Genomic DNA, 13,418 nt, shown 5'->3' with positions numbered 1-13,418 from the left:
TTCACTTTCTTACAAGTTTAATTTATCATATTATGAAAACCTTGTCAACAGTCTTTAGAATTTTTAGTTTCTTTTAGAAGCCTTCCATTCTCTTATAATTTTCCAAATCCTGTAAATTACTAATATCCAACCTACTAGTGTAGCCAGGTAGAATAGGTACTTGACCTTCACTGACCTCTTCTCCTGTGTATCTAGCTTGGCATCTATTGCCTTTATATCAGAACTACTAATAGAGGTCTTTTCCCTTACTGGCTCCTCTTGTCTTTCACAGTTGACTAGCATCCTGTATGGACTTGGTGGCCTAATTGGGTGGCATGACAATATAGTCAACATATCCTTACCCTCTACTGGCTTTAGTTTCTCCCACTCAGAAGGACTGATAATCTCAATATTTTTTACCGCATATGTCATTAGGTTACCATTCCTGTCTATAAAGACCTTATCACCAGGCTTTACCTTACCAAGGTTAAGTAGCATGATACCCCTGTACCAACCCCTGTGACCAGCTATAACACTACGCCTATCCTTACCACCAGTTGGAAGAGATGTCCCATAAACATGAGCAAGGCCCTTGTCCAGGTGGTCATATGTAGCATCTAGCCTAATTGGCAGCTTGACATCTATTGACGGCATTATAAGGTAACCAAAGACCTGGTCAGGTTTCCAGTCCTTTATCTGGTAATCGCTCTTGTAGTCATCTGACACAAAAGGGTCTACCAGTCCTGTTCCATCAACCACAGACTTATTATAATTATCAAAGCCCTTTTTTACAGTCTCAGAATTAGATGAAGCACTTGACTCTCCACTCTTAGACTTGTCAGAGCTTTCATTACTATAGACTTCTTGGTACTTCCTATACTCCATTGCAGAAGACATATCCCGAATACTTATCTGGGTAAATGCCTGTAGGGGGATACATATACCTACTAGTATGAGGATGTGACCTATCAACCTTTTAGTTTTCATAAATTCACCTTCTAATCTAATATCCACTATAATCAGCAAGACCCCGCATGAAATCATCATGCGAGGTATGCTTTAATATTTTGTTTATATTACCTAATCACGAGACTAGTATACTCTTCTTCTGTAGATAAATGTTGCTGCCAACATTATACCTATACCAGCAAGTGAAATTACATGAGGTCCAATACCACCAGACCTTGGTAACTCTATCCTGTTATTTACTATTCTAAGGATATTCAAGCACTCTCCAGCACTACCATTAGCTTCTGTATATAGTGCTTGTCCAACATCCCTCTTATTAGCTGGATCAAATGGATTTTCTACTTGTTTTATAGTCCTATTATCCCAGTCAACCTCTATATATATCTTATCAGAACCTATAGCATAGCCTGCAGGAGCCTGAGTTTCCTTTATATAGTATATACCAGATGGAACCTTATCCTTTGTAATTGGAACTACGAAAGGTGTCTCTGGCCTTTGTTGCGATAAGTCATAAGAATTCGCAAATACACCATCTATTTTTTGACTTTCATCACTTGTACTCGTTGCCTTATACAGTTCTAGCTTTAGTTCACCATTAGCAAGCACAGTTACTGAATTAGGTCCTATAGGCGCAACCTTTTCGAACTTAAACTTCATGTCCTTCTTATAGTTCTTGATCTTGTAGCCATTATCCTCCTTCAGGTACTTGTCCTCTGGAGCTGTAGTACTAGAATTAATCACATGCAGTGCTACTGGAGTACCTATTCTACCTTCCTGATCAACAACAAACTTAGTAAGTGCAGTATTTGGTTTATCGTAATTATTAGGTGCTACTTCCTCCCATAGTTCATATGTACCTGGGCTTAAGCCTTCAAATATAAACTTGCTACCCTGTCTCTTTGCATTAACAGGTGCACTTCCAGGTTCATCTGTACGTTTCAAGACAAATTTAGCTACTGCCAGATCAGATTCAGCTATTTCATTTCCCTTTTCATCAGTCTTTTTGAATTCAATCTTGTTCTTTTCATTCTTAAAGCCTAGCTTAGGTACCTTATAGTTGACTAGTCCCAAAGTTCCATCACTATAGTTGTAGTCTACTTCATAGCCATCTGCCTGGTCCTCTTCAACACGGTATATAATTGGTTGAGATTTAGAAGTAGGAGTTTCCTTAGTCTTAGTTGGTAGGTTTTCGAATATAGCCTCCCAATTGTTAGCCTTGCTTAGACTCGTAGTTATAACCACATCTTGTCCACTTATACTTACAGGACTCGTACTACCACTAATTCTAATGGCATTTAGTTCACTTGCTGACAAGTCACTTACCTTTAGAGGTGTATTAGTATCTCCCTTGAAGGCCTTTAGGTGGACTGTTACAGACTTTCCATCTGTATTTTCATCAGTCTTCCAAGTTTTCTTGACTTTAATATTTCTAGTAGACTTGGTATTTGTTATCTTTGCATAACCCGCACCATTTTTTACACCATCATCATTGTTTACTACATTACCATTAGTATCAGTTAATTCTATAGATGAAATGAAGCCCTCCGGCACGTTTTCTTCTACCACCCTATATTCATAAGTATATTGAGTGTCATACTTTAATAGGTTTTTGAAAGAACCCTTCCAGTCACTGCTGGAATCAAGCTGTAATGACATTACATCATTTGTTCCTGTCTTCTTAGCATCTGTCCAATCTATGATTACAGCATTATTGATTTTATGTCTTGCTCTTCTCTGGAGCTTAACCTTGATAGGTGTTGTACCTGGTATTGGACTACCATCAGTATCCAACCACTTCTTTTCAACCTTAATTGAATTCATCGGTCCCTTTACAGATGGCACAGGATATCTCCACTTTCTATCAAAATATGTGTTTGGCTGTAACTCTGTTATGCCATTTGTAGGGTAATACCTATTATCCTCATAGTTAGGATCTGTTGTCCTAAGATTTACCTTATAGCTTAGATTAATCCACTCATCCTTACCAAGAGTTAAATTGTCCATTTTTATAGTCCTAGTGTCCGGATTATAGTATACCTTAACATTTTCCAATAAATCTGTTTTAGAAGCAGTTATATCAAAGTTGAAACCAGCTGGGAAAGTAGCACTTGGCTTACTTCCATCATAAATTAAATAGTAGTCTTTTAATTCACTATTAGAGTCAGTTACTTTCGTTAAGCCATTGGTCCAATTGTTAGGAAGTTTTAAATCAACCATTTCTCCCATTGGATCTGTTGTCTGACCCTTATATATAGTTCTTTGAGGTAGCCTTTTAGAGATATCGTTAAATACATTTGATAAATCAGCTACTCTTCCGACATCATAATAATATCCCCTACCATCATTTGAAGACATACTATTCATAACGTAAAGAGCATCCTTTTTTGGTACAATCTTCTCATAATACTCTGGTATATGTGCAGGATTCATGTATGAAGGGTCTCCAATTTCAAGACCTAAGTTGTATACTTCAACCCCCTTGGCTTTTAGGTTGTTAGATACACCTATGGCTGCAAACCCATGGTCCTTTATCGTAGTGCCTCCTACATTGTAAGTACCATGGACTGTACTATAGTCTGCCCTCTTATTGTTCATATTAAAAGGTCCAGCTATTTGAGTAGTAGAACCTACTATACCCATGTATACCCTTCCTCCTACATTTACTGGTACGGGTGTTTCTTCTCTCTGTTGCTTCATGATTTCTCTATGCTTTGCAGACACTTCATCCCAAGTACCATTAATTATAAACTGCCTACGCTCTGTACCATAACCCCTATTATAGTAATGGCTATAGTAAAAGTAATAGTAATTATTTGGAGTCAACCAGAAGTCGCCACCATCACCCTTTGTAGAATTACTAAATCCTACAGTTCCATCAGGATTTATACTATTTACAACTAGTGACTTACTTGGCATACCGTCAGTAACATGTATAATAATTTTTTTGTTTATTGCAGGCGATTTAGAAGTATCGCTTAATATATCACCAGCGTACTTCATAGCACCTGATGTAAAAGTTCCACCATAAGCCTGTAAGGTATCCCAGTTCCCCTTCTTTCTTGTTGCTAAAGGATTTAAGTGTTTAGGTATATTTACAGGTAAATGACTTATAATATCACTTGGATTACTTGAAAAGTTTTCATATGTATAGTCAGGCAATTTCTTTTCAGAATTATCAAACTCTGAAGTATGGTAGTCACCATCGAATATACCTGTACCATATGTTACTATACCCATCCTTATTCGTCCTTCAGGGTTATTTTTAGTTGATAAAACTTGTTTAATAAAGTTTATCGTTGCAGACTTAGCTACTTCAAATCTTCTAGTTACATTTCCATTGGCATCAGTAGCAGATTCACCCATTGAGTTAGAATTATCATAAACAATCATAATATCAACATTATCATTAGGATTTACAAAATTACCTTGTGTCTTTAGGTTGATATCATATTCACCTTCAATAGTTTTACCAGAATTATCCTTAGCCTCTCTAGCATACTTATTTACACCTGCTACCTTCATGTTTGTTGCAGTATCCCCAGAGTTTGGCCTAGAATAAAGCGACTCATACCAATGTAAACCATCAAGTGGTATATTTGAGTTCCTTACAGTTGGATCTGACTGAACTAAAGGACTTGGGTATTCTCCCTCTCCATCTTTTGTGTAAGCAGTAGGATCTGGCTTTTCTGTATAAAGCTGGGCTAAACCAAGTGGATCTGAACCAGCATCCCTAGTCGCACCTGGTGCTCTTGCAGTACCTAAAGTATTCCTTGTAGCGGGGCTTACTTCACTTGTACCAGCTGACATAAATCTTGATATACCTCTAGCTGCAAGTGAGAAGAATCCACTAGACCCTCTAGAAGAATCTCCCATTGATACAGAATTACTTTCGAATCCATCTACTGACCTTCTAACCCTTCTATTGAAGTTTTCAGCATTTACTATCTTAGTCTGACTATCTTCCATTACCTCAACCTTCAATACTTCAGTTGATATTATATAGCCATTTGGTGCCTTTGACTCTTTAACGACATATTTGCCCTTCTTTAGGTCAGAGAAGGTAAATGTGTTCTTAGCTGGGTTTAGTTCAAGCTTGTAGTTTGTAGCACTTAGCTCCTGAAGGTTTGTCCAGTTGTCATCAGCTGAATATATCTTGAACTCAGCTCCGTCTAACGGATTGCCCTCACCATCTTGCTTTTCTATAATAAACTTACCCTTTCTAGAGTCAGACTTCTTATTAGTAATTAGGTAAGGTTGGTCAGCCTTTTGAGCATCTGTACCTAGACCTATTCTTGCAATACCCTTGTTGTCTATTGCAAATGGGCCGTAATACTTGTCACCACTCTCATCCTTTTCTTTTTCATAACCGATTGGGGCTGTTACTTCCTTCAACCAGTACAGTTTACCCGTTTCAAGAGCTTCAAATTCAAATGTTCCATCTGATGAAGAGCTTGTCTTTATACCAGTAGATACCTTATTTCCACCGTTATCTTTATATAGTTCGAATACTGCATCCTCTAGTGGAGTCTTTGGAGTATCATCAGCCACCTTCTTAAGAAGAAGCTTATTCTTTTCATTAACCTTTTTGTTCGTTACTATATAAGGTTGGTCAACCTTTTGTGCTGTTGCTTCCTGTCCATTCCTGATTATACCCCTTGCATTTATTACAAATGGGCCATAGTACTTATCTGAACCATCACTTGCCTTTTCCTTTGTATAGCCATCAGGTGAAGTTACTTCTCTTACCCAATATACGTTACCAGCTTCCAAGCCTTCAAACTCTGCTACACCACTTGCATTTGATGTAGCCTTCTTAGTTGTAGATACCTTGTTTCCACCAGTCTCTTTATACAATTCAAATACTGCACCATCCAGTGCTATATTTGTTGTCTTAGAATCAACCTTCTTGATAGTTAACGCGTTCTTTTCATTTATCTTCTTGTTTGTTATTTCAAATGGTTGCTGAACTGCCTGGGCACCTGGACTAAGGCTAGTCTTAACTGCACCACTACTGTCTACAGCAAAAGGACCATAATACTTTTCTGTTCCATTTGCTTCTGTTTCTATCTTATAACCTTCAGGAACACTTGTTTCCTTCAACCAGTATACCTTATTGGTTTCTAAAATTTCAAACTCTAACAGACCATCGGCATCAGTAGTTGCCTTCTTTCCTGTAGTAACCTTACTCGATCCCGACTCCTTATATAATTCGAATTCCGCACCATCTATTGGTGTTGTTCTAGAGTTAAAATCGACTTTCTTTGCCTTTATTTTAGCCCTATCATTTTGAACGTTTAAGCTTCCTACAGAAGGGTTTAGGTTTCTCATATTAGCATTATTTCCATTATAAACTACTGAAGAAACAGTTGAGTTCGGATCAGTTCCTCTTTTAGTTATGCTTGAATTACCCCTATTGTCAACAGTTACATCCCAGACTTCAGTTGATGAAACATATCCACTTGGAGGAGTTGACTCTCTTAAAGTGTATGTACCTGGTGGTATATCATCTATATATGCAGACTGTCCTGCGGCCGTAGTAACATCAAAAACCTTACTAACATCATTTTTATTTGTCAACTTAAACACTGCCCCAGCAAGTTTATTTCCTGTCTTATCAGTCTTGTCAATTTGTATTCTTCCAACCACATCAAACTCTTTAGTATTTTGAGCCTTGAAAGTAAATACACTCGGGTCACTACTCTGCATAGGAACATAATCATTTTTTTCTACAACCATAACCATTCCGTTTGTGTCATGCCTTGATGGCGTAAATCCCCTAAACCATACCGCGGTTGATAGATTATGACTTGAATTTTTATCAAAATTCATAGTTGTCTTTATAATGGCAGCTTTCCCTGAAGTTTTGAAGGCGTCATTTAACGGTATCCTAAACCATTGACCTGCTTTTACTGGATTGCCAAGACCATTATATGTAGAACTTGGTAACTGATCATAATTTTGTACCTCACTAGGTAAAGTGCTTGCATCTACCACAGCGTATTCTAATATTAAATTTGTATTATTTACATCATAAGATGATGACGCATTATCCCATTTCGGATATACATAAAACAATGAATTATTTCTGTATGCTTTACCATCTATATTAACATATGATACAACGGTAAATGTTCCATTTGCATAATCTACATTGACTACCTTAGACTTTGTATATACCTGACGACCTGTTCTAGGATCATCCACATATTTACTGACCTCATCACTTTGGTATCTTGTTTTCTTATCAGATACTTGTGTATTACCTTGACTATCAACATCAACCTTCCATACAGTATCATCTTTGGCATATCCAAGAGGCGCAGTAGCTTCTCTGATATAGTATGTGCCTTGGTTAATATTATCAAACTTCACCTTACCATCTGTTCCAGAGGTTTTAGTTTGAACTACTGTTTGTTTATCACTAGAAAGCAATTCAAAAACTGCATCTTCCAATGGAGCATTACTAGCCTTGTCGACCTTGTTAATTACAAGTTTTCCCTTACCATTTTCACCAGGCAAAGATGCACTTCTTGCTAATAGTCTAATATCCGAATCAGATAATTCACTTCCATTAGACGCTGCCAAGGCATTATTTACAGTTGCTTCTATAATAGAATCCAACATTACTGGTGGAAGTTCATCAATAGCATCAAGGTCAACCGATTTAGACATTGCACTTGCAGTAAGTGACCTAGGTGAAATTGGTAGCTCAGTCTTTTTATATGGTTTAACCTCTGGCTCCTCTTTTCTGATTAGGTCTACGTTCAACTTAGTATTTTCTACTACTTCTGACATGTATAATAATGGGCTTGTTATGTTGACTTTCTTTCCGTCATTGTCTAGGTATATATTTTCAAAAATTTTCTTTACATCTGCCTTATCAAGCTTTCCATCCTTTATCTTGAGCTTAATATTGGCTGTCCACTTGTTACTTGAATCAAAACTTATATCCGTAAATTTGTACTTACCTGAGTTGTATGTTCCTTCACCAGCTGATATATTATAGGTCTGGTCAGCAAATGCCTCATTAAGGTCAGCATATAGACTTAGCCTTGTCAACTTATCCCTCTTTAGGGCTTGGATACTAATAGGTATACTTATTATATTTCCAGAAGTCTTCTTTGCCTCTAAAGACAGGATTAGGTTATTGTTAACTATAGACTCCTTGCCTGTAGTAGTACTGGCTTCCCTATTGTTTAATAGGTCAGTAACCCTAATACTGGCATCATCTGATACAGTTACCTTATACTTTAGCCTTGTCTGGTCAAAGCCAGTCAAGTTCTTACTAGTTTCAAGAAGGTATTCGCCCTTCTCTAATCCATTGAATACCAGCTTACCTCTTATAGTCTTACCAGTCCTAACATTTGCTTCGTTAGACTTAGGACTAGTCTGAGTTAGCTTGAATTCTACTGCGTTCACCTTGCCACCTAGATTATCCGATACGTCAATAATCAGGTTCTGGTAAAGTGGTGTTAGGGATTCATCCTTTTCACTAACACTAACTACAGTGTCCGTTGGCTCTCCTATTTCTATTTGATCTGCAGGTTCATTTTTATCTTCTGTTTCTACAGAATCATTATTAGAATTAGCTTTTTCATTAGTATCTATCTCTACATCATTTGACTCCGTAGATTTAGATCCCGCAGATTTAGATTCCGCATCTCCAAAGCCAAATAGATCATGCCATATAGAGCTTATGCCTCCTTGGGAAATATCACTTCCCGATAGACCTTCACCACTTGCTGAGTGCGGCAAATATTGTGTAATCATCATAACGACCAGCAAGATCGTTATTGTTTTTTTCAGAAAATCTCTCAACATTTTATACCTCTCATCCCGTTAAATTTATTGTTTCCATAATTGCTAAATTTCTTATCTTGCATTTTAACTTTACTTTAAAATTTTTTAACTTATTTTTTATCTATACTAAATCCACCTTGTTGGTGTCATAAGTGTCATAATTATTCAAGTTCTTTTTTCATTTTTATATTTTTGTCTTCTTTATCCTTTTTCAACCACTTATTAAATAAAACGAATATAAGTAGTGCCAAAAGTATCATTACTCCTATGAAGACATATATGTTCTTTAGCCATACAAATGGTGGAACTTCATCTATTGTCTTCTTTGGTGGTACATAAGGTACCCTGTGTCCTGTAACCAGTAGCCTGTGTGAGTTTATCATATATGGCGTACATGTAAGGAGGGTCGCCTTGTCATATCCTGCATCAACTAGGACATATTTAAAGTTTGAAGGTTCTACGGTAAGAATCCTGTCAACCTTGTAGGCTAATACATCCCTTATATTATGTATGTAGAATATATCCCCTCTCTTTAATTCATCTAGGTGTCTAAACATAGTGGCACTTGGTAGGCCCCTATGTGCTGTTATTACTGTGTGGGTGCTAGCACCTCCAACAGGAAGTGATGTTCCCTCCATGTGGCCTGCTCCCTTTTCTAGTACAGTTTCTGCTGTCCCTGCGTATATAGGTAACTTTTGCCTTATCTTTGGTATACTTACGTAGCCTATTTTTTCATGGACTTCTAGCATCCTAGCATATTCTGCTATACCCTCTTTTTGCTTGTTCTTGTATGGATCCTTGAGATTAGTTGGTTTTAGAGAAGCATTATAGCCCTTGGCTAGCTCAATTTTCCTATTTAGCTCTGACCTGGCCATCCTTTCCCTATTCTCATCGAAGTCCTTAATCTCTTGGGTAGACTCGACACTGTAGTACATCTGAGAAATAATGGGGTATACAGCTATCAAGAAGCCTAGGATAAATACAACCCCTAAAACTATTTTTTGGTCAACCTCATGTTTACCTATTTTTATAGTTTTCTTTAATATTCTATTTTTTCCTTGACTCTTCTTATCTTTTTGCCTAAGTGCTCTTCCCATATTCTCACCCTACTTTTTATATTAATATATCTGTAATATATCTGTAATTATCACTTTATTATCTCTAATTAAATAAACTCTGTACTGTTTATATAGGCTTATATCCGAGTGATAAGCCCTTATCACCCAGATATAAACCCATATGGGACCGGGCTCCCAGCCCCTATATGTGGTTTATATATTGCTTATTGAAAATTATCTATCGCTTTTAAACTTACCTTTTACTTATCCTATGTTTGAAGCTCACTTTTAATTTTCAGCTATATCTTTGCCCTTTTTTGACTTCCTTCTAATTTTCCTGTATATCCATCGCATTATTAGTAGTAGTAATAATACAAAGCCTATAGTATTCAACCAGAAAATCTTCTTATTTTTCTTGTTCAAGGATTCAAACTCATGTGGGTTGTATGGAACCCTATGCCCTCTCACCAGGAGCCTATGTGTATTGATCATTATAGGCGTACATGTAAGTAGGGTTGCATAGTCCTTGTGGGGAACTATAAGCAAATCACTAAAGTTTGAAGGCTCTACAGTTCTTATTTGGTCGACCTCATAGGCTAGTACTCGAGACAGGTTGTGTATAAAGAACTTGTCTCCAACCTTTAATTTTGAAAGGTCTGTAAATAGCTTGGCAGTCGGAAGCCCTGAATGAGCAGTTATAACTGTATGGGTACTAGAGCCACCAACGGGAAGAGATGTACCTTCCAAATGACCGGCGCCCTTTTGAAGGACGTCCTCTACCGTACCTGCATAGATAGGTATATCAGTGTCAATCTTAGGTATTTCAACATGTCCTATTAGCTCATTTATTTCAAGCATACGGGCATATTCTTGTCTTCCTGCTTCCATTCGTTTTTTAACATATGGATCAGTTGAAATTACATTGTTTAAGGATTTATTAAAGGCATTTGCCAACTCTATCCTTTTTCTTACTTCAGCTTCTGTTAGCTTTTTCTTTTCTATATCAAAGTATTCAACCTGCTGTGTAGACTCTATCCTATAATAAAAGCGTGATATCAAGGGATAGGACATTACCAATAGCCCCAGTATAAATACTAGTAAAAAGGGCCATTGTTTTTTCTTCCTCTTCCTTGCTTTTTTGTTTGTATTTTTAGTAGTTTCACTTGAATTTTCAACTTTGCTTCCTGTTTCTAACAAATCTGACACTAGACCCTCCTAAAAAAACTTGGGTAAAAACTATTTTTTTCATCCCTTAAGATTAGATGTCCTAGTATAGCTAGTAAGCCTCCTCCTATAGTTAATAGTAGGAGCATTATGTCACCAGTCTTCGGAACCACAATCTTATTAGTTGAGTATTTATAGACTATGTTTCCACCATCTTGTGGTTTAATTGGGATATAATTTGCATCAAGTTTGTTTTTCACCTGTGTAACAGTGAAGTTATTCTCTGAGTTGTCGTCAATAGTAAATTCTATCGGACTAGCTAGCTGACGGTATCCTCTTGGAGCCTTTGTCTCTATTAGGTAATAGGTTCCCTTTGGAAGGCCTTCAACAGTGAATTCTCCCTTTTCATTCGAAATAACTGCATAGGTTAAATGTTTTTTAATTACAGTCCTATAGGTATCCCCCTGTTTTACAGCTACCCTAAATATAGCACCTTCAAGAACCTTGCTAGTGTCATCATAATCTACCTTCACAAACTTTTTTGGTGGAATTTCTTTTCCAGGTGGAGTGTATGGATTAGGTGGTCGTACATACTTATTGTATATGTCAACATTCCCTGTCGAAACCTTTTCTACCACTATGACAAAGCTTGAGATTAAAGGTGATTTTATTCCACTTGAAAGGTCTTCTCTAACATAATAAGAAGTGTCCTTATTTAGTAGGAGCTTAATCAGACCATCCTTATCAGACTTATCTGTCTTTATAGGCTCACCATATTTTTTAGTCAAATCCTCATTTTTAACATTTGCTAGCTTCTTTACAAGTTCTAACTTTTGTTTATCTATAGATTCTTGACTACCTACTAGGTGAGTATCCAGCTTCCATAGCAAAAGGGTCCTGTTTTCAAAGCTCTTATTGCTAGCTGTTCCTGAAAATGAATTACTACCAAGGTGGATAGTGAAATTTACTTGGTTGCCATTTGCAGGTCCTTGGACAGAAGTTGTCGTATCAGCTGAAACTACTGATAGAGTTAATACAAAGCCTAGAACAAATATGAAAGCTGTCTTTATTAAGTTTTTAAAGTACTTTTTCATAAAATTTCCTCCGGCTTTTTATATTAATTAGTCTTCCTTAGAGTTTCTCTTCATAGCATATGCAGCAAATCCCATAAGTCCTAGACCTACTACTGCGAATATTACAGTACCTATACCACCAGTTTGTGGGATAGTTACCTTCTTATTGTTAACCTTTAGTGGATCAGCAGCAACTGGGCTAGCTATTGTTGGGTCAACAAAATAAGAAGTCTTATCTACTGTGAAATCTACTGGTGTTGTATTTATAGCATAGTCAGTAGGAGCCTTAACTTCGACAAGGTTCCACTTGTGAGTTACCTGGTCACCATCTACCATAGCTGTACCATTCCACTTCTGCTTCTTCCAGCTTGAGAATTCTAGACCCTTGATTTCAAAAGTACCATCAGACTTTGATCTTAGGTATATTGGCTGTCCAGCTGTTGGCTGATTAGTTGCTGAAGTAGCAGTGTATGCTCCACCATTTTCTGTAGCAAACTGACCTGCATCTATAGCAGCCTTATTTGCTTCGATTAATTCAGCTGTCCACATTGCATCAGTCTGATCATCACGTAGTTTGAATACTGCGTCTTCAAGAGCTGTCTCCGTACCCTCAATAACCTTCTTAAACTTCTTACCACCTGTAACTACCTTAGGTTCTTCATCCTTTGGAAGCTTTTCTTTCTTACCTGTAGAGTTAGGATTATGTCCATATTCTAAAGTGAAGTTATTTGGTATTTCTAGACCCATTACAGCATCTTTGTTTATAACTGTATCAACTGAAGCTATAACCTTCTGACCCGGTGACAACTTAGCAATACCAGCATCTTTAAGCTCTATTGTAACAGTCTGACCAGCTTCAGTAAGTGTATAGTCAGTATCCTTAGTTAGGGCTGTATATGTAGCGAAATTAGTACCTGTACCAAATTTAACCTGAACATTACCCTTATAAGTTAGTGAGTTAGAGAATGTATCTGATAAAATGAACTTCTTGTAGTCCTTTATATCAGATGGAGCTGTAGCCTGTAGGTACCAAGTTACAGTTTTGCCTATTTCAGTTGACATGTACTTATTTTCAAGATCTCCAACAGTCTTGTCTATCTTTGGCTTTTCTTCAGTATTCTTTGGATAAATGTGAAGGGCATCTGCTCCAGTTCCAAATGTCTTACCAGCACTGTTAGTTGCAGGAAGCACTAATCTAGCTGGAACTGCCTTAGCTTCTGATAGTATTTCATTGTTTGCTCCAGTATAAGTAGAAGCAGCCTTATTTTCAACTATAACATATACACCATTTGCTAGACCTGCAGCTGTTATACCATTTGCTGTTGTTATCAATGGTCCCTGAACCTTCTTGAAGAACTTACCAGTATCTGTAGAT

The 13,418-nt window shown here is 37.1% G+C and carries 6 protein-coding genes; all 6 read right to left on the bottom strand.

Annotation, left to right across the window (positions count from 1 at the left end; translation table 11 throughout):
* Positions 1-63 precede the first annotated feature (63 nt).
* The gene (locus tag ACW6OJ_RS04745; RefSeq protein WP_456095907.1) at positions 64-966 is read right to left on the bottom strand and encodes a class C sortase; all 903 of its coding nucleotides are present in this window, start codon (positions 964-966) and stop codon (positions 64-66) included.
* 105 nt (positions 967-1,071) lie between these two features.
* Positions 1,072-8,769, bottom strand: coding sequence for a SpaA isopeptide-forming pilin-related protein (locus tag ACW6OJ_RS04740; protein ID WP_456095906.1), 7,698 nt, complete (start codon positions 8,767-8,769; stop codon positions 1,072-1,074).
* Between the two features lie 140 nt (positions 8,770-8,909).
* Positions 8,910-9,845 carry a class C sortase gene (locus ACW6OJ_RS04735; protein WP_314497943.1) on the bottom strand — a complete coding sequence of 312 codons (936 nt, stop codon included), beginning with the start codon at positions 9,843-9,845 and terminating at the stop codon, positions 8,910-8,912.
* Positions 9,846-10,094: 249 nt separating this feature from the next.
* On the bottom strand, positions 10,095-11,012 hold the full coding sequence (locus tag ACW6OJ_RS04730) for a class C sortase (RefSeq protein ID WP_456095905.1): 918 nt from the start codon (positions 11,010-11,012) through the stop codon (positions 10,095-10,097).
* Entirely contained in the window at positions 11,012-12,064 is a 1,053-nt protein-coding gene (locus ACW6OJ_RS04725) for a prealbumin-like fold domain-containing protein (RefSeq protein WP_456095904.1), read from the bottom strand. Before ACW6OJ_RS04725 ends, ACW6OJ_RS04730 begins: the two co-directional genes overlap by 1 nt.
* 27 nt (positions 12,065-12,091) lie before the next feature.
* A partial coding sequence (locus ACW6OJ_RS04720; protein WP_456095903.1) for a SpaH/EbpB family LPXTG-anchored major pilin occupies positions 12,092-13,418 on the bottom strand: 1,327 nt, incomplete at its 5' end.

The organism is Peptostreptococcus sp., from assembly GCF_977045075.1.
The sequence above is the reverse complement of the archived record's forward strand: the minus strand, read 5'-3'. Positions and strand labels throughout refer to the sequence as shown.

Bases quoted from the DNA above. Each gene is read 5' to 3' on its own strand.
- ACW6OJ_RS04745 (WP_456095907.1), bottom strand. From the start codon at position 966: ATGAAAACTAAAAGGTTGATAGGTCACATCCTCATACTAGTAGGTATA.
- ACW6OJ_RS04740 (WP_456095906.1), bottom strand. From the start codon at position 8,769: ATGTTGAGAGATTTTCTGAAAAAAACAATAACGATCTTGCTGGTCGTT.
- ACW6OJ_RS04735 (WP_314497943.1), bottom strand. From the start codon at position 9,845: ATGGGAAGAGCACTTAGGCAAAAAGATAAGAAGAGTCAAGGAAAAAAT.
- ACW6OJ_RS04725 (WP_456095904.1), bottom strand. From the start codon at position 12,064: ATGAAAAAGTACTTTAAAAACTTAATAAAGACAGCTTTCATATTTGTT.